The sequence below is a fragment of the Ectothiorhodospira magna genome, assembly GCF_900110965.1.
In the GTDB taxonomy this organism is placed as follows: domain Bacteria; phylum Pseudomonadota; class Gammaproteobacteria; order Ectothiorhodospirales; family Ectothiorhodospiraceae; genus Ectothiorhodospira; species Ectothiorhodospira magna.
Window position 1 is genome coordinate 1 of record NZ_FOFO01000034.1, and the last position, 15,765, is coordinate 15,765.

22 protein-coding genes are annotated in these 15,765 nt (G+C 62.0%); 15 read left to right on the plus strand and 7 right to left on the minus strand.

Features of this window, described 5'->3' with window-relative positions; translation table 11 throughout:
* The 3 genes from BMX62_RS11750 to BMX62_RS11760 all read left to right on the plus strand — a co-directional run.
* Nucleotides 1-416, plus strand: a 416-nt coding sequence (locus BMX62_RS11750; RefSeq protein WP_143339777.1) for an RNA-guided endonuclease TnpB family protein, incomplete at its 5' end; no start/stop codon positions are given.
* Nucleotides 373-579, plus strand: coding sequence for a type II toxin-antitoxin system RelE/ParE family toxin (locus BMX62_RS11755; RefSeq protein WP_090209269.1), 207 nt, complete (start codon nucleotides 373-375; stop codon nucleotides 577-579). The genes BMX62_RS11750 and BMX62_RS11755, both read left to right, overlap by 44 nt.
* Before the next feature lie 11 nt (nucleotides 580-590).
* Nucleotides 591-863: a HigA family addiction module antitoxin gene (locus tag BMX62_RS11760; RefSeq protein WP_090209319.1), complete on the plus strand. Its 273-nt coding sequence runs from the start codon at nucleotides 591-593 to the stop codon at nucleotides 861-863.
* A 428-nt stretch (nucleotides 864-1,291) separates the two neighbouring features.
* Here BMX62_RS11760 and BMX62_RS11765 read toward each other — a convergent pair whose 3' ends face one another.
* The 3 genes from BMX62_RS11765 to BMX62_RS11775 form a co-directional block, all read right to left on the minus strand.
* Nucleotides 1,292-1,687, minus strand: coding sequence for a GNAT family N-acetyltransferase (locus BMX62_RS11765; protein WP_238375983.1), 396 nt, complete (start codon nucleotides 1,685-1,687; stop codon nucleotides 1,292-1,294).
* A gap of 95 nt (nucleotides 1,688-1,782) precedes the next feature.
* The gene (locus BMX62_RS11770) at nucleotides 1,783-2,070 is read right to left on the minus strand and encodes a type II toxin-antitoxin system TacA family antitoxin (protein WP_090209275.1); all 288 of its coding nucleotides are present in this window, start codon (nucleotides 2,068-2,070) and stop codon (nucleotides 1,783-1,785) included.
* 305 nt (nucleotides 2,071-2,375) lie between these two features.
* The gene (locus BMX62_RS11775) at nucleotides 2,376-2,861 is read right to left on the minus strand and encodes an RpnC/YadD family protein (protein WP_090209278.1); all 486 of its coding nucleotides are present in this window, start codon (nucleotides 2,859-2,861) and stop codon (nucleotides 2,376-2,378) included.
* 145 nt (nucleotides 2,862-3,006) lie between these two features.
* On the opposite strand from BMX62_RS11775, the gene BMX62_RS11780 reads away from it, so the two are divergent.
* The 3 genes from BMX62_RS11780 to BMX62_RS11790 are packed head-to-tail and all read left to right on the plus strand — an operon-like array spanning nucleotide 3,007 to nucleotide 5,621.
* Entirely contained in the window at nucleotides 3,007-4,779 is a 1,773-nt protein-coding gene (locus BMX62_RS11780; protein WP_338011481.1) for a ribonucleoside triphosphate reductase, read from the plus strand.
* 34 nt (nucleotides 4,780-4,813) lie between these two features.
* On the plus strand, nucleotides 4,814-5,005 hold the full coding sequence (gene nrdD / locus BMX62_RS13290; RefSeq protein ID WP_090209281.1) for an anaerobic ribonucleoside-triphosphate reductase: 192 nt from the start codon (nucleotides 4,814-4,816) through the stop codon (nucleotides 5,003-5,005).
* Nucleotides 4,992-5,621 carry an anaerobic ribonucleoside-triphosphate reductase activating protein gene (locus BMX62_RS11790; protein WP_090209286.1) on the plus strand — a complete coding sequence of 210 codons (630 nt, stop codon included), beginning with the start codon at nucleotides 4,992-4,994 and terminating at the stop codon, nucleotides 5,619-5,621. The genes nrdD and BMX62_RS11790 overlap by 14 nt, the downstream gene beginning before the upstream one ends.
* Before the next feature lie 4 nt (nucleotides 5,622-5,625).
* Here BMX62_RS11790 and BMX62_RS11795 read toward each other — a convergent pair whose 3' ends face one another.
* Together BMX62_RS11795 and mnmM are read right to left on the minus strand one after the other, a co-directional pair.
* The gene (locus BMX62_RS11795; RefSeq protein ID WP_090209290.1) at nucleotides 5,626-6,006 is read right to left on the minus strand and encodes an acyl-CoA thioesterase; all 381 of its coding nucleotides are present in this window, start codon (nucleotides 6,004-6,006) and stop codon (nucleotides 5,626-5,628) included.
* A gap of 3 nt (nucleotides 6,007-6,009) precedes the next feature.
* Nucleotides 6,010-6,606, minus strand: coding sequence for a tRNA 5-(aminomethyl)-2-thiouridylate-methyltransferase MnmM (gene mnmM, locus BMX62_RS11800; RefSeq protein ID WP_090209294.1), 597 nt, complete (start codon nucleotides 6,604-6,606; stop codon nucleotides 6,010-6,012).
* 190 nt (nucleotides 6,607-6,796) lie between these two features.
* On the opposite strand from mnmM, the gene BMX62_RS11805 reads away from it, so the two are divergent.
* From BMX62_RS11805 to BMX62_RS11835, 9 genes are all read left to right on the plus strand, one after another.
* Nucleotides 6,797-7,231, plus strand: a complete 435-nt coding sequence (locus BMX62_RS11805) for an Hsp20/alpha crystallin family protein (protein ID WP_090209324.1) — start codon at nucleotides 6,797-6,799, stop codon at nucleotides 7,229-7,231.
* An 86-nt stretch (nucleotides 7,232-7,317) separates the two neighbouring features.
* Nucleotides 7,318-8,262, plus strand: a complete 945-nt coding sequence (locus BMX62_RS11810) for a DnaJ C-terminal domain-containing protein (protein ID WP_090209298.1) — start codon at nucleotides 7,318-7,320, stop codon at nucleotides 8,260-8,262.
* 266 nt (nucleotides 8,263-8,528) lie between these two features.
* Nucleotides 8,529-8,846, plus strand: a complete 318-nt coding sequence (locus BMX62_RS11815; protein WP_090209301.1) for a hypothetical protein — start codon at nucleotides 8,529-8,531, stop codon at nucleotides 8,844-8,846.
* A 25-nt stretch (nucleotides 8,847-8,871) separates the two neighbouring features.
* Nucleotides 8,872-9,672 (plus strand): DUF4198 domain-containing protein, encoded by an 801-nt coding sequence (locus BMX62_RS11820; RefSeq protein ID WP_238375984.1) that lies wholly within the window; start codon nucleotides 8,872-8,874, stop codon nucleotides 9,670-9,672.
* Nucleotides 9,659-9,928, plus strand: coding sequence for a FeoA family protein (locus tag BMX62_RS11825; protein ID WP_090209306.1), 270 nt, complete (start codon nucleotides 9,659-9,661; stop codon nucleotides 9,926-9,928). Before BMX62_RS11820 ends, BMX62_RS11825 begins: the two co-directional genes overlap by 14 nt.
* Complete coding sequence (gene feoB, locus BMX62_RS11830) at nucleotides 9,910-12,459, plus strand: ferrous iron transport protein B (RefSeq protein WP_090209309.1); 2,550 nt, start codon at nucleotides 9,910-9,912, stop codon at nucleotides 12,457-12,459. Before BMX62_RS11825 ends, feoB begins: the two co-directional genes overlap by 19 nt.
* Nucleotides 12,446-12,607 (plus strand): FeoB-associated Cys-rich membrane protein, encoded by a 162-nt coding sequence (locus BMX62_RS12860; protein WP_156055392.1) that lies wholly within the window; start codon nucleotides 12,446-12,448, stop codon nucleotides 12,605-12,607. Before feoB ends, BMX62_RS12860 begins: the two co-directional genes overlap by 14 nt.
* A gap of 106 nt (nucleotides 12,608-12,713) precedes the next feature.
* A complete protein-coding gene (locus BMX62_RS12865) occupies nucleotides 12,714-12,881 on the plus strand; it encodes a hypothetical protein (protein WP_156055394.1) in 168 nt (55 codons plus the stop codon).
* Nucleotides 12,882-12,899: 18 nt separating this feature from the next.
* Complete coding sequence (locus BMX62_RS11835; protein ID WP_090209313.1) at nucleotides 12,900-13,973, plus strand: ChuX/HutX family heme-like substrate-binding protein; 1,074 nt, start codon at nucleotides 12,900-12,902, stop codon at nucleotides 13,971-13,973.
* Nucleotides 13,974-14,188: 215 nt separating this feature from the next.
* On the opposite strand, the gene BMX62_RS11840 is transcribed toward BMX62_RS11835, so the two are convergent.
* On the minus strand, nucleotides 14,189-15,253 hold the full coding sequence (locus BMX62_RS11840) for a linear amide C-N hydrolase (RefSeq protein WP_090209316.1): 1,065 nt from the start codon (nucleotides 15,251-15,253) through the stop codon (nucleotides 14,189-14,191).
* Between the two features lie 64 nt (nucleotides 15,254-15,317).
* Nucleotides 15,318-15,765, minus strand: a 448-nt coding sequence (locus BMX62_RS11845) for a zinc ribbon domain-containing protein (protein ID WP_143339779.1), incomplete at its 5' end; no start/stop codon positions are given.

The window sequence follows — 15,765 nt, forward strand, 5'->3', positions numbered from 1 at the left end:
AGCACAAGCTCTCTCGACAGATCGTTGACGACAACCAAGCGGTGATCGTCGAGACGCTGAAGGTCGGCAACATGATGAAGAACGCCAGACTCGCCCAGCACATCGGCGATGCGTCCTGGCATGCCTTGACCACTAAGCTGGACTACAAGGCCAGGGAGCAGGGCAAGCATCTGGTCAAGATCGACCCGTGGTTTGCCAGCTCCAAAACCTGCCATGTCTGCCAGCACAAGAGGGACGCCATGCCGTTGAACGTCCGGTCGTGGGAATGCCCGGCCTGCCACACACAGCATGACCGGGATATCAACGCGGCGCTGAACATCAAGCATCAAGGCATAGTAAAGTTGAAGGCGGAAGGGCTGTCCGTCTCTGCCCATGGAGGCTTGCGTAAGTCCGGCACATCGCCGGCTGCTGCCTGAGAAGTGGGAAGCCTCGCCCGTGGCGCGTCAGCGCTTAGGGCGGGGAGCAGTCACAGGCAATCTGTCGGAGCATTGGTCCGTTTCGGTCAGCGGCAATTGGCGGCTGACCTTCAAGTTCGATAACGGTGATGCAATCCTGGTCGATTATCAGGACTACCACTGAGGAGGGTCATGATGACGATGCACAATCCACCGCACCCCGGAGAAATCCTGCGAGATGACGTGTTGCCAGCGCTGGGACTTTCGGTGGCAGCCGCAGCTCGCGAACTGGGCGTCACGCGGGCAGCACTGTCCCGTGTGCTTCACGGTCACGCGGGTATTTCACCAAAGATGGCTTTGCGCATCGAGCACTGGCTGGGTGTGGAGCGAGGCGGACGTGCCGAAGTCTGGGCGGGAATGCAACTCGATTACGATCTTTGGCGTGAGCGCCACGGCAAGGCGGCTTAGCAAGGACTAAAGGAAACGCTGAACAAGTCCGCCCATTCGTGAGAACAGAGCATGGTAAAGGACACCCAGTGCGCCGACCCGGATATTGAGCGGTTCACTCCGTTCAAGCGGGTCAAGGCGATCTTGCTGGAACGGACTGAGCGCCTCCGGTTGGGACTGCTCAACCAGGACTCCAGTTGCTCGCCCAAACCCGGGCGCTATCAACGGAGAGCGAATCACCGAATGAGCACTTTCGAGTATGAAATTCGGAGCAGCAACGTCTAAAGGACCCCCACTTTTTATTGACCTCCATCACGCAGTCCAAAGGGCACCCACTTTTTATTGATGAAACCATGGTGCAGATAGAAAAACCCGGCATCAGGCCACTGGCTGCCATCTCGGGCCGTGCAATATACCCAAGCTGATCCACTCGCGATGCGCCCAGTGCTTTACAGCAATGTCGCGCGCAGATCCGCAAGTCTCACCATCAAGGTCATCGGATCCAGCGGCGAAGGCTCAAAACCGACGCGCTCATAAAACGCTCGGGCCTGGGGCGAGAGCGCGTGCACCAATATTCCTCGAATACCAATCGTCTCTGCAGCGGCCACCACCCGAAAACACGCATCGCGCACCAAGGCGCGTCCGACACCTTGCCCACGCAATGATTGATCAACAGCCAGCCTGCCCAGTACCACTACCGGAACGGGATCAGGCATGTTGCGCCGCAGGCGCCCAGTGGCTTCATCGGTAGTCACCGCACTGGAGGCCAGCGAGTAATAGGCCATCACCCGATCGCCCTCGCAGGCGACAAAGGTGCGTGATGCGCCAGTCGCCTGATTCTTCATTGCCCGTTGCGTGAGCCAACGATCCAGGCTCTCGACGCCACAGGTGAAGGCCTGAGTATCGTGATGCGGCCCCAAAGGCTCGGGGGCAGCAAGCGTTAGACTCGATTCCACGGCGCTGGCGTTTTCAATGTCTTCTGCAGACGGTCATTGGGTGCGACTGGGCGATCCAGACACGCCAGAAACTCAGCGTGGGCTTGCGGGCTGACGCGGATCAGCGCCTGGTCCAGCAAGGCCTCTTCTGCCGCCTGTTGGGCTGCTTCCAAAATGAAATCAGTGCGATTCTTGCCGCGCACCTTGGCGGCGGAATCAATCAATGTGCGCAGCTCCGGCTTGATGCGCAGGTTAAGCGCCGTGCGTTTGGTATGGGGATCGACCGCAGGCATGAGGCTGACTCCAGTGGCTTGACAGGTGGATGATAGCCAAATGTAATGTCTTTGTCATTACATGCTTTCGGGTGCTGGAATATCCAATTTCGCGTTCTAAAGGACACCCGCGTTCTAAAGGACACCCAGTGCGCCGATGTAGGAGCCGTATGCGTTAGTAGCGCACGTACGGATCTGTGCCGGGGGCCTGTTGAGCAAGAAAAAAACCTTGTGAAACAGGGCTCTACGGTAACCTTTTTATTGACCTCCATCACGCACCGATTGCGGGGCTTCCCGGCCAGATCCGTGGCCGGGGTGTGGACAGGTTACTGCAGGGAGGAATCGTCCTGGAAGAGGTCTTCGAGGCGTTCAGCGGTGAGGATGTTATCGATCCACTGGAGTAACTGAGCCTCATCAGCCTGCAGGACACGCTGTTGGCAGTGCATCCTGGCCTGGGGGCCGAACTTGCGCTCAATCTGACGCAGCAAGGTCTGAGCCTCGCCCTGCTGAATGCCCTGTTGAATGCCTTTCTGAAGCCCCTTGGCTTCGCCGCGATCCATCCATTCCTGAGCCAGCGACATGGTGAGTGCCTCCACGAGATGGGGTTTGGCCATGGCCACCCCTTGCTTGAATTCATCTTCGGTCATTGTGTGGACCCGGACGATGTAAATCAATATCTGCCGGGTCAGGGGGTGTTCATCGGGTAAATCCCGCAGTAACCGGGCCAGTTGCTCGGGTTGAAAGTGTGTGACGAAGGCCCAGGCCAGGGCCGCCAGCCCTGCCCGTAGCAGGGGGTGGTCGGAGAAGTCCACATTTTCTAGCGGTTGCTGCTTAATCCGTGTCCGCTGCGACTTGACCAGAACAGGGCTAGTCCATGGCTCCAGGACTTCCACAAAATATTGTGCCTGCTATAATCCGCGGCACCATATATCGTTCCCACAGAAGGATCCCGTTTTCATGGAGTCTTTGCTTTCCCGAATGCCCACCCTGCCCACCCAGGCCATCAAGGGCGACGACCGCCGGACCCTGGTGGATGTGGATGCCTCCATCAGCGAATACCTGGACCGCTCCGACTGGCGGGTGGCCGCCAACGCCAACCAGGGCTACTCCCTGGGCGGCCTGATCCTCAACACCTCCGGCAAGATGATCGCCAATTACTGGCTCAACCACGTCTATCCCCCGGAGATCGGCCAGGCCCACCGGGACGGCGACTACCACATCCATGATCTGGACATGCTGGCCGGCTACTGCGCCGGCTGGTCCCTGCGCACCCTGCTGGTGGAAGGCTTCAACGGCGTGCCGGGCAAGGTGGAAGCCGCCCCGCCCCGCCACTTCTCCTCCGCCGTGGGCCAGATCGTCAATTTCCTGGGCACCCTGCAGAACGAATGGGCCGGCGCTCAGGCCTTTTCCAGCTTCGACACCTACATGGCCCCGTTTGTCCGCGTGGACCGGCTCGACTACCCCCAGGTCAAGCAGTACATGCAGGAACTGATCTACAACCTCAACGTCCCGTCCCGCTGGGGCTGCCAGACCCCCTTCACCAATCTGACCTTCGACTGGGTCTGCCCGGAAGACCTGCGGGAGCAGGTGCCCGTCATCGGCGGCCAGGAGCAGGATTTCTGCTACGGCGACCTGCAGGCGGAGATGGACATGATCAACCGGGCCTACATCGAAGTGATGACCGAAGGAGACGCCCGGGGCCGGATCTTCACCTTCCCCATTCCCACCTACAACATCACCCCGGATTTTCCCTGGGACAGCGACAACACGGAACGGCTGTTCGCCATGACCGCCAAGTACGGCCTGCCCTATTTCCAGAATTTCCTCAACTCGGAGCTGTCGCCCAACATGGTGCGCTCCATGTGCTGCCGACTGCAGCTGGACCTGCGGGAACTGCTCAAGCGGGGCAACGGCCTGTTCGGCTCGGCGGAACAGACCGGCTCCCTGGGCGTGGTCACCATCAACTGCGCCCGCCTGGGCTTCACCCATCGGGGCGACGAAGCCGGTCTGCTGGCCCAGCTGGACCGGCTGCTGGAACTGGCCCGCAACAGCCTGGAGATCAAGCGCAAGGTCATCGCCCGACACATGGAGGACGGGCTGTTCCCCTACACCCGGCGCTATCTGGGGACATTGCGCAACCACTTCTCCACCATCGGCGTCAACGGCATCAACGAGATGATCCGCAACTTCACCGACGATGCCCAGGACATCACCACCGACGCCGGCCATGCCATGGCCCTGAGTCTGCTGGACCATGTCCGCGCCCGGATGCTGGAATTCCAGGAGGAGACCGGCAACATGTACAACCTGGAGGCGACGCCCGCCGAGGGCACCACCTACCGCTTTGCCCGGGAGGATCAAAAGCGCTATCCGGGCATCATCCAGTCTGGCACCGCTGATGCCCCCTACTACACCAACAGCTCCCAGCTGCCGGTGGGCTTCACCGCCGATCCCTTCGAGGCCCTGTCCCGCCAGGAAGCACTGCAGACCCGCTACACCGGCGGCACCGTGCTGCATCTGTACATGGGCGAGCAGATCTCCTCCCCGGAGACCTGCAAGCGCCTGGTGCGCCGGGCCCTGGAAAACTTCCGTCAGCCCTACATCACGGTCACGCCGATCTTCTCCATCTGCCCCAGGCACGGTTACATCGCCGGCGAGCATGCCTTCTGCCCCCACTGCGACCAGGAGATCATCGCCCGCAAACAGGCCCAGGCCGCCGCGGTGGCCTGAGTCGTACCCCACCCTTTTCAAGGAAATCACAAAAATGATGAAAACGAATTCCCCAATCTCCGCCGACATCACCCTGAGCGACGAGGAACGCACCCCCTGCGAGGTCTGGACCCGGGTCATGGGGTATCACCGCCCGGTGTCCGCCTTCAACCAGGGCAAGCAGTCGGAACACGCGCAGCGCCGCTACTTCGAGGAACCCGGCGTCATGGGCCATGGACACCGCTGAACATACCGTGACAGCCCCAGTGGCTGAATCGCTGCGGGTGGGGGGAATGACGCCCCTCACCACCATCGACTATCCCGGTGAGCTGGCGGCGGTGATCTTCTGCCAGGGCTGCCCCTGGCGCTGCGGGTATTGCCATAACACCCGGCTCCAGCCGCCACGGACGGAGGCGCCGATAGGCTGGCACCAGGTGACGGCATTTCTGTCCCGGCGCCGCGGGCTGCTGGATGCCGTGGTGTTCAGCGGCGGCGAGCCCACCCTGCAGGGCGGGCTGGCACGGGCCATGGTCCAGGTGCGAAACATGGGCTTCAAGGTGGGGTTGCACACCGCCGGCGTCTATCCCGAGCGTCTGGCCCGGGTGCTGCCCTTCACCGATTGGGTGGGCCTGGACATCAAGGCCCTGCCCGAAGACTATCCGGCGATCACGGGTGTGCCGGGTTCCGGCGAGGCCGCCTGGGACAGCCTGTACCGGGTGCTGGCCACCGATGTGGCCTTGGAGGTGCGCACCACCGTGGTGCCTGAACTGGAAGCACAACTGCCCGCCCTGCAATCCCGCCTGGCCCGGGCCGGGGTCCAACGGCACCAGCTACAGATCGCCAGGACCACATCCGCCGTTTGATCAATCACCCTTGTTTTACACTTCCATCAGCGGCTGGCAGGGGAATTTTGTTGCCCTCATTGTCCAGACGCACGAAGGTGATACAGGTAGAAAAGATGGGTTCTTCCGTACCGCTTTCCAGGTCATCGCAAAAGACGCTCACGGCGTACTGCACCGAGGTGTTGCCCCGCTTGTGCTCACGGGAATTGAAGCGCAGCACTGCCCCCTGATGCACCCCGCGGTGGAACTCCACCCCGTTCATGGCCACGGTGACAAAACGGCAGCCAGGGTGGTCGCGACTGGCGGCAATCCAGGCGATCTCATCCACCCACTTGAGCAAAAAGCCGCCGAAGAGATAGCCGTAGTGATTCAGGTGTTCAGGTCTTACCAGTTTGAAGGTATCCAAGAGTCACTCCTTGTGGAATGGGGTTGATCCGCACCCGGCGCCCAGCAGGAGCAGCACCGGGGTCTTGTGGTCACCGACGCCATGGGACGCAAGGCAGGTCTCCGGACGGGATCGGGCAAGCCAGCTTTCGATGGCCTCGAATTCTTCCCATCCCCCCGGGTGTCCCCGGTAGATCATCAGGCTGATGATGCCATCCGGCGCCAGCAGGGTCATGGCGGCATCCAGGGCGCGCAGGGTGGTGTCGGGGCGCGTTACCAGGGCATGGTCGCCGCCGGGCAGATAGCCCAGGTTGAACATGACCGCCTTGATCTTCCCTTCGGCGGTGTCGGGCAGGTGATTTCGCAGATGCTGGTGCCCGTCATGGACCAGCGTGACCCGTTTTGCCACGCCTTCACCGGCAAGGCGCTCACGGGTGGCTGTCAGCGCTTCCGACTGGATATCGAAGGCCCAGACGTGACCTTGCTCCCCCACGGTCCGGGCAAGGAAGAGGGTATCGTGACCGTTGCCCGCCGTGGCGTCCACCACCCGGTCACCGGGGCACAGCCTTTCGGCAAGTTGCTCATGGGCAATGCGGGTGAGGGGTCTGGGGTGTGGGTTCATGGCAGCAAAGTGTAATGTGACCGGCGCATCTTGTCTGCAGAAGGACCAAGACCTCCTCCTCTCCTGCGGCTCTGTCACCGGAGCATCTGTGACGCCCCTCGCCCCCTTGAAATCCTCCCGGCCGGACCTATATCTGCTCACGACAGGGGCTAACAGCCCAATCACGACAAGCAGTGAACAGGAGGACTTTATCATGTTGACCCGTTATGAACCCTGGAGTCTTCTGAATCAGTTGTCCCGTGAACTTGATCGCCTGCACGGCAGCGGTTACGGCAACGAGGAAACCGCCGCCACTGCCGATTGGGTGCCAGCGGTGGATATCCGGGAAGAAAAGGACGCCTATGTCCTGCATGCGGATGTCCCCGGCGTAGACCCCAAGGACATTGAAGTGCACATGGAAAACGGTGTGCTCACCATCAGCGGCGAGCGCAAGGCCGAGACCAAGGAAGAGCGGGAGCACTACAAGCGGGTGGAGCGCATCCGCGGCAGCTTCTTCCGTCGCTTCAGCCTGCCGGACACTGCGGATGCCGAGCGCATCTCCGCCCGCAGCGTGAACGGTGTACTGGAAGTCCGCATTCCCAAGCAGGAGAAGGTTCAGCCTCGGCGTATTTCCGTGGAAAGCTGATATCCGGCAACGGTATTTTCCCGCGACACCCACCTTGCGCCGCGTTCCCACGCGGCGCACTCGCTTTCGGAGTATCCTGACGGGCCATGGAATACAAAGATTACTACAAGGTACTCGGGGTGGAGCGCACCGCCACCCAGGATGAACTCAAGAAGGTCTATCGCCGTCTTGCCCGCAAGTATCATCCAGACGTGAGCAAGGAACCCGATGCCGAAGCACGGTTCAAGGCGATAAACGAAGCCTATGAGGTCCTGGGTGACCCGGAAAAGCGCAAAACCTACGATCAACTGGGCAATCACTGGCGCCCGGGGCAGGATTTTCGTCCGCCGCCGGACTTTGACGCCTGGTTCAGGGGGGCAACCGGCGGACGCGCCGGGGGGGCAAGCAGCGGCTTTCGGGATGGATTCACCCAGGGGGATTTTTCCGAATTCTTCGAGGCCCTGTTCGGTCGGCAGGGTGCCCAGCGCACCCGTGGCCACCGCACCCATCGGGGCTTTACCGGCCAGGGAGAGGACAGGACTGCCCGTATCCGCCTGGATCTGGAACGGGCGGTGAAGGGGGGTACCGTCTCCGTCCGTGCCGGCGACCGGACCCTGCAGGTGAAGATCCCTCCCGGCGTGACCGAGGGTCAGCGGATTCGCCTGGCGGGGCAGGGTACCCCAGGCATCAGCGGCGGCCCAGCGGGGGATCTGTATCTGGAGATCCGCATCAAGCCTCACCCCTATTTCCGCCTGGAAGGTCGGGATGTCCATCTGGACCTGCCGATCACGCCTTGGGAGGCGGCCCTGGGGGCGACAGTGAACGTACCCACCCTGGATGGGCGGGTAGACATGAAGATCCCCGCCGGTTCCCAGTCAGGCCGCCGCCTGCGACTCAAGGGTCGTGGTCTGCCGGGAACTCCGCCGGGGGATCAGTACCTGGTACTGCAGATCCATACCCCGCCCGCCGACGGAAAATCCGCTCGCTCATTCTACGAGCGCATGAGCAAGGAGATGCCTTTCGATCCCAGGGCGCATCTGCGGTCCGGGTAGCTCACCCAAACTCGGATCCTGGCGTGGTGCCGCCTGCTGGCCCAGGATGCCCCGGACATGGACGTATCACCGCGGCGTGCCAGCGCGTGATCCCGAATGCGGCGCTGACCCGGCTTGATATAAGTCATCAAAGGTATCAAAGCCGAATGCAAGTACCTTCGTAATCAATTAAAAGAATCGTTATCGTTATAAAAATCAGCCAGTGATGCCCTTGCAGCGGCTAGCCAGCCAGTCCCGTCCCACCCCCTGACGGCAAGAGGTGCGTCATGAAGCTCGTCTCCCTTCCCACCACCACGCTGGCCCTGTGCCTGCTCGGCGGCCCGGCCCTGGCCCATACTCCCCTGTTCGCCTGCTACGACAACGGCGACGGCACCATTCTCTGCGAAGGCGGCTTCTCCGACGGCTCATCCGCCGCCGGCGTGACCATCCGCGTGCTGGACGGCAATGGCGGGGTGCTACTGGAAGACCAGCTCAACACCCTGAGCGAAATCGAGTTCGACAAGCCCGAAGGCACCTATACCGCGGTATTCGATGCCGGTGAAGGTCACCGGATCGAGATTCCCGGCAGCCGTATCCTGCCCTGACCTTCGTTCCCAAGGAGCGCGCAAAATGATGAAGCGATCCCTGATGACAGCAGGCCTGGCTTTCCTGGTTGGACTCGCCGCGCCGACGCAAGCCCATTTCCAGCTGCTCTACACCCCCTCATTCATCCATGACAGCCCCACCACCCTGCCCTTCCGCCTAGTCTTCACCCATCCGGCCGGCAACGGGGCGGTGATGGACATGGGTACCCCCGAACAGTTCTTCGTGGTGCACCAGGGACAAAAAACGGACCTGATGAACACCCTCAAGCCAATCACCTGGCAGGGCGCCCATAACCAGGGGCGCGCCTTTGCGGCCGAAGTCCCCATCCGGCGCAATGGCGATTACGTCTTTGCCCTGGTGCCGGCCCCCTATCTGGAGGAAGGAGACGGTTATATCCAGCAATTCACCAAGACCATCGTCAACCGCGGCGGCGCACCCTCCGACTGGGACAAGCCCCTGGGCCTGCCGACCGAAATCGTGCCGCTGGTGAAGCCCTACGCCCTCTACGCCGGCATGCTCTTCAGCGCCCAGCTGCTCTCCGACGGCGAGCCGGTGGCGGGCGCGGAGATCGAGGTGGAGTTCATGAACCACGACGTACTCATGGACAAGAACACCCTGCGCAAGGAAGGGCACCTGAACTTCCCCTCTCCCGCGTTTGAAACCTTCGTCACCCACACCGATGCAAACGGGATCTTTCACTTCGCCCTGCCCAAGGCTGGCGTATGGGGCTTTGCCGCCCCGGAATCGGGTCCCGTGACCGAATACAAGGGCGAACCCCTGAGCCAGGAGGCCGTGATCTGGGTACAGGTCCATGAGCTGCGCTGAACCGGATCAGACCCTGGACCAGATTCGGCCCGGCCAGTCCTGCCGCATCCTCCGGCTGACCGCCTCGGGATCGATTCGCCAGCGACTGCTGGACATGGGGCTGCTTCCCGGTCGCCGGATTCAGCTGGTGCGACTCGCCCCCCTGGGCGATCCCCTGGAAGTCCGCCTGGATGCCGGCGACAGTTTCGTGGCCATCCGGCGCCAGGAAGCCTTTCACATTACGGTAACCCTTGAAGCATGCACACCATCCCCCTGACCACTGCCCGCCCCGGCGACATCCGGGGCGGCATCGCCCTCATCGGGCAACCCAATTGCGGTAAATCCACCCTGTTCAACGCCCTCACCGGCCTGCGCCAGCACGTGGCCAACTATCCGGGCGTGACGGTGGAAAAGAAGCAGGGCCCGATGCATCTCGGGGATCGGCGCCTGAATCTGGTGGACCTGCCCGGCACCTACAGCCTCACCGCCTTCTCACCCGAGGAGCGGGTGGTCAGAAGTTTCCTGCTGGACTCGCCGCCGACACTGGGCATCCATGTGCTGGACGCCGCCCAGTTGCAACGGGGTCTGTCACTGACGTTTCAACTGCTGGAAATGGGCCTGCCGGTGATCTGCGCCCTCAACATGAGTGACGTGGTTCGCCGTCAGGGCCACACCCTCGATCCACGGCGGCTTGCCGAGTTGCTGGGCGTGCCGGTGGTGGAGACCGTGGGCCGGCGGGGTCAGGGCCTGGATCAACTGAAACGGGAAATCAGCGGCCTGCTGGATGGCGGGCACCGCATCGCCGCCCGACTGCCCCGCTATGGCGCCCTGGAACCCCACATCCAGGCCATCATGGAGAGGCTGCCCGACAGCCTGAAGAACCGCTGGATGGCCCTGCGCCTGCTGGAGAACGACCCGGAAGGCAAGCCGCTCCTGCTGCGGCACGGGCTGGCGCCGGAATCCATGGAGACACTGTTGGCGGAGGCTCGCGACCGCCGCGACCGGTTCCAGAAGGACCATGACCAGGATCTGGCCGACTACGTCATCATGATGCGGGACCGGCACGCCCACGACCTCACGAGCCAGTGCCTGAACACGGGCGCCGGCGGGCAGCGGATCAGTTGGACCGAGCGGGCGGACCGCATCCTGCTCAATCGCTGGCTGGCACCGGTGTTTCTGCTGGCCACCATCTACGTGATCTACCACACGGCCATCGTGCAGGGCTATGAACTGACCCAGTACACCTGGCCTCTGCTGGCGGGGGTCCGCAATCTGGCCGCCGACTGGCTGCCGGCGGCGGGCTTTCTGCACGATCCCCTGTCCCGGTCACTGGGGCTGTGGCTCCTGGACAGCGTCAATACCCTGCTTAACTACGTCCCCATCTTCCTGATCCTGTTCGCCCTCATCGCCATCCTGGAAGACTCCGGCTACATGGCACGGATCGCCTTCATCCTGGACCGGGTGCTGCATCGGTTCGGGCTGCACGGCCAGTCCACCCTGCCCCTGATCCTGGGCGGCGTCTTTGCCGGCGGCTGCGCCGTCCCCGGGGTGATGGCCACCCGCGCCATCCCCGATCCCAGGGCACGGCTGGCCACCATCCTCACCGTGCCCTACATGAACTGCCTGGCCAAGATCCCCCTGTACACCCTGCTCATCGGCATCTTCTTCGTCGACCACAAGGGCCTGATCATGTTCTTCATCGCCACCATCACCATCATGGTGGCCCTGCTGGTGGCCTGGCTGCTGACCCGCACCCTGCTCCGGCCCATGGAAACCGTCCCGTTCGTGATGGAGATGCCCCGCTATCACCTGCCCACGGCCAAGGGCGTCATGCGCCGCGCCCTGGACCGGACCTGGCTCTACATCAAGAAGGTGGGCACCATCGTGCTGGCGGTGGCGGTGGTGATCTTCGTCCTTTTGAATCTGCCGGGGCTATCAGCGGAAGAACAAGAGAACTTTGAACAGCGCGCCCAGATCGCACTGAATCAATTCCATGACCAGATCCATGACAACCCCCATGCCCACCTGTTTCAGACGCCTGAACAGCTGATGCAGGCCCTGAGTCTGTCCAATGCCTACCGAGCCAGGCGCATGAACCTGAGCACGCCGGAGGCTGTCCAGTCACTGGACCGGCGCTTCGAACAGGCCGATCCGATCTATTTCCCCTTCGTGCGCCCCGGTGGGGGTGACCGGGATGTTCGCGCCATCAATCGCGCCCTGCGCACCCTGGATCAGGAACGCAGGCTGTTGCGCCTGGAGATGCAGGAGACCCGCATCCACAACAGCCTGCTGGGCCGCACCGGGCAGGCCCTGGAACCCCTGACCCGGGCAGCGGGATTCGACTGGAAGATCAATGTGGCCCTGCTCAGTTCCTTTGCCGCCCGTGAAAGCGCCGTGGCCACCCTGGGCGTACTGTTCCAGCAGGAGGAAGGGGCCAGTCGGCCCCTGGAAGAGCGCATGGGAACGGCCATGGGAGGCAGCGAAGGCGCCCTGGTGGCCCTGGCCCTGATCGTGTTCTTCGCCATCTATCCCCCCTGTCTGGCCACCGCCATCATGGTCAGGGTACAGACCGACTCCACCGGCTGGATGCTCTTTTCCATCGTCTTCCCCGCTGCCCTGGGGCTGCTGATGGCCAGCGCCATCCACAGCCTGGGACAGGCGTTCACCCTGGATGCCATCCACATGATGATCGGTTTCTGGGTTCTGATACTGGCCCTTCTGCTGATGGTGGGCCTATGGCCTCGCCGGAGGGTCAAATCGGGCCTGGCCACCGCGACACCAGGAAATCGTGGCGATGGAAGCCCATGACATGCTGGTTCAGGCACCCTCCGTCACCTGGATCGACATCCTGGTGACCGGAGGCATCGTGCTGGCGGCACTGATCTTTCTATGGCGCCGCCTGTGGCCGCGAAGGGGCAACCAGAAGTGCGGTGGCTGCGGTGGGAAATGTCGTTAGACCCCATTGATCAGGAAGGACAGCAGGGCACACTGGCAAAGACTAGAAATTTTAAATAAAAATGATTATCATTTGTGTTGTTGTCAGCAAATACAACGGAGCTGTCATGCACACCCCTGACCACATTCCCACTCCCCATCAGGATCAGCCCGACACCGAGACCTCCAATCACGGCACGCCGGCGTCCCCGCAACCCCCGCAACCCACTGAAAACCGCCAGCGATGCGCCTCGGCCTGTCGGGGCTGCGGTCGGCATCGCCATCATCCGGCCTGAGTCGGGAGGCCCCCGCCCATGTTCACATCCCACATCCTGAACAACCCCGCCGCCCACGTCACCTTCTCTGCCCCGGCGACGCCCGCCCATGACACCAGTTACCTTGGGCTGACGGAATCCCAGCAACTGGCTCTATCCTGCGGTCGGCGCGTTCACCGGGTCTGCCGTGGTTGGTTCGGCATCATCCACACCCTGCTTGATCAACCCGGCGTTCGCTGCGTGACTACCCGCCGCGGGGTGACGCTGGATCAAGCCCCGTGCGTCCATCAATCACGCGTGGTGGACGACACCCTCCATCTGTTCGGCCTGCAACAGTCCATGATCCTGCGTACCGATGCCTGGTACAGCGGCTTTGCCATCGATATCGACAGGGCAAGCGGTACCGTGACACGATCGCTGCGGTTCTTTGATGCCTACGGTGAGCGGATCTTTGCCCTGGAGTCCACCGCCCCCGAAGGATTTGCACCCAACCTGATCAGGCCTTTTCTGGACTCACGCCAGGGCCGGGAACACACCCACGTCCCCATGCCCCCTTACAGCCAGTTCCAGGCGCAACCCTCCTATATGGAACGACTGGAAAGGGACGGCATTCGCCTCTGGTGGCAGATGCCGGGCGATCTTCCGCTGAATGAAGTCCCTGGCATTGCCGACCTGCCAAGGTCCCGGCTGCTGGAAATCCTGGGTACAGACTACGCCATGCGAGTCAGACCGGAGGCCCTGGCCATGAATCTGCTTGCTGAATGCCTGCAGGCACAGGGTCCGCCCATGAGTCTGCGTCTTTCGGTATCCAACGTCGGTGCCTGCCAGCGCACGATAGGCCCTCTGTTGGAAGCAAATATCCGGGAAAACACCCTGGAACTGAGCCAGGGCCCGGACGCGAGGCTGAGTCTGGCACTGAAGGGCGTGGAAACCATCTGGATCGTCCGCAAACCCGGCTATCAGGGTGAGATCCTGGGCATCGAATGCCACGATATTCACGGACACCTGCTCCTGGCCATTGACGATCATGGCCAGCCCTCGTGCCCCTGGGGTGAATGGGCCAGCCTGCTGCGAATCCTTCAGCCCCGGACGACCGCCTGGTTGCAGACATAATTCGGGGCATTCCCCGCACCAGGAATCCAGTGACAGTCACTTGCAGGCCCGCTTCCGGTTAGCGTCATTCCCGCATAAGCGGGAATCCAGTGACAGACTGAAAATCCTGGACTCCCGCCTGCGCGGGAGTGACGCGGGAAAAAGGGAACAGGGAAAAATAAGGAAAACAAGCATCTCATAAAGAAAGGCGCTGAAATACCGAAAGTGAGCTTGGCTCAAGGGGCCGGCTGGAAAGTAAAAGGCATGGCCGGCACGAAGGCATCCGACACCTCGCCCGAGAGGATGCGCTCCATATCCACACCCAAGTCCAGCTTACGCACCGGCGCGCCCGCGGAAAGATCGAGATTTTTCAGATCCACCCAGAAAACGCTGGGCGAAAGTACGGATTCAACGTAATAACGCAGCTGCTTGTGGTCGGCCACCACGCGCCAGCGGGTGGTCGAAAGGTTGGGCTGGTCGGCGATGCTGATACCCCAGGGCACGGACACCTGACGGATCACGCTGAACACCGAGGCCGCCGCAATGCGCGGGTCGGCACTTTGCACCACCGCGTTCACGTAAAAGTGCGCCCGCACGAAACGATCGGTGGCGCGTACCGTGCCGGGCATGAACTCCTGCGGGTTCACGCCCTGCCAGTATTCGAGGATCGCAAGCTGCCGCACGTAGGTCGGCTCATTCGTCATGACCTGATGGGCACGGTCATGATGGATGACCATCTCGCCGGCGATGAACTCGATGACCGCGCTATCACCACCGGCGTCCGACAGCGACACATGGACGGTTGCCTCGCGCCCCGGCGGCCCCACCGGCACCTCGCCCGACACCACCAGCACGGGATTTTCGCGCAGGTCGGCCACCGCCTCTGCCACGGAGGCATAACGGTCCAGCAGGTATTGCGGGAACACCGAGACCGAGATACGCGGCGTCGCCCCATCGTCTTCGGGATAGGTGGCTTCCACCTCCCACAGTAGGTTGGCCACCAAACCCGCCTCGTTGATGCCATCGGCGGTGGAAATATCGTAGCCCGACACGATCAGGCTGCCATGGGTGGCCGTCCATTGCACCGAACGCGGGCCGGCGGCACCGTCCCGCGCCATGCTGCGGGGAAATGCCCAGAGATTGCTGACCATCGGCAGCTTCCAGTCCATGCTGCGGCCGGTAACGATACGGTCCTCCGGCCCAAGGTACACCACCCGGGTGCAGCTATTAGCCTCCGGGATGATCAGCACCAGCACCGCGATGACGGCCGTGCAAAGGGTTTGGATCAGACGATGCTTCATGAAAGGCACACCCCTCTGGTGATCATCTTATTGAGAGCTCGCATAGGCTTTACTGCTCCGAATTTCATACTCGAAAGTGCTCATTCGGTGATTCGCTCTCCGTTGATAGCGCCCGGGTTTGAGCAGGCGAGCAACTGGAGTCCTGGTTGAGCAGTCCCAACCGGAGGCGCTCAGTCCGTTCCAGCAAGATCGCCTTGACCCGCTTGAACGGAGTGAACCGCTCAATATCCGGGTCAAACAACCGTGCCAGCACGTTTCGCGCAGCGTTCTGGTCCGCCTGCAACACAACCCCGTCGGAACAGTAAAATTGATCCCCTCTGCGCTTGCCATCCAGGCAACCGGTTCGGGAATCCATTTGCGATGTGTAGGCCGGATTGACCAGAACGACCGTAGAACCTCTACGGCTTGAAACGCTGTCAAGCGCTTCGGCAATAACACCTTTCGTCCAGCTTGCCAGCCGACGGTTAATATTCTTGCCGAAGGACTTGCTCGCCATTGGGGCGGTTAAATCT

Excerpts from the sequence above, each read along its gene's own strand:
- BMX62_RS11755 (WP_090209269.1), top strand. The coding sequence starts at position 373 with ATGGAGGCTTGCGTAAGTCCGGCACATCGCCGGCTGCTGCCTGAGAAG.
- BMX62_RS11760 (WP_090209319.1), top strand. The coding sequence starts at position 591 with ATGACGATGCACAATCCACCGCACCCCGGAGAAATCCTGCGAGATGAC.
- BMX62_RS11765 (WP_238375983.1), bottom strand. The coding sequence starts at position 1,687 with ATGAAGAATCAGGCGACTGGCGCATCACGCACCTTTGTCGCCTGCGAG.
- BMX62_RS11770 (WP_090209275.1), bottom strand. The coding sequence starts at position 2,070 with ATGCCTGCGGTCGATCCCCATACCAAACGCACGGCGCTTAACCTGCGC.
- BMX62_RS11780 (WP_338011481.1), top strand. The coding sequence starts at position 3,007 with ATGGAGTCTTTGCTTTCCCGAATGCCCACCCTGCCCACCCAGGCCATC.
- nrdD (WP_090209281.1), top strand. The coding sequence starts at position 4,814 with ATGATGAAAACGAATTCCCCAATCTCCGCCGACATCACCCTGAGCGAC.
- BMX62_RS11790 (WP_090209286.1), top strand. The coding sequence starts at position 4,992 with ATGGACACCGCTGAACATACCGTGACAGCCCCAGTGGCTGAATCGCTG.
- mnmM (WP_090209294.1), bottom strand. The coding sequence starts at position 6,606 with ATGAACCCACACCCCAGACCCCTCACCCGCATTGCCCATGAGCAACTT.
- BMX62_RS11810 (WP_090209298.1), top strand. The coding sequence starts at position 7,318 with ATGGAATACAAAGATTACTACAAGGTACTCGGGGTGGAGCGCACCGCC.
- BMX62_RS11815 (WP_090209301.1), top strand. The coding sequence starts at position 8,529 with ATGAAGCTCGTCTCCCTTCCCACCACCACGCTGGCCCTGTGCCTGCTC.
- BMX62_RS11820 (WP_238375984.1), top strand. The coding sequence starts at position 8,872 with ATGATGAAGCGATCCCTGATGACAGCAGGCCTGGCTTTCCTGGTTGGA.
- BMX62_RS11825 (WP_090209306.1), top strand. The coding sequence starts at position 9,659 with ATGAGCTGCGCTGAACCGGATCAGACCCTGGACCAGATTCGGCCCGGC.
- feoB (WP_090209309.1), top strand. The coding sequence starts at position 9,910 with ATGCACACCATCCCCCTGACCACTGCCCGCCCCGGCGACATCCGGGGC.
- BMX62_RS12860 (WP_156055392.1), top strand. The coding sequence starts at position 12,446 with ATGGAAGCCCATGACATGCTGGTTCAGGCACCCTCCGTCACCTGGATC.
- BMX62_RS12865 (WP_156055394.1), top strand. The coding sequence starts at position 12,714 with ATGCACACCCCTGACCACATTCCCACTCCCCATCAGGATCAGCCCGAC.
- BMX62_RS11835 (WP_090209313.1), top strand. The coding sequence starts at position 12,900 with ATGTTCACATCCCACATCCTGAACAACCCCGCCGCCCACGTCACCTTC.
- BMX62_RS11840 (WP_090209316.1), bottom strand. The coding sequence starts at position 15,253 with ATGAAGCATCGTCTGATCCAAACCCTTTGCACGGCCGTCATCGCGGTG.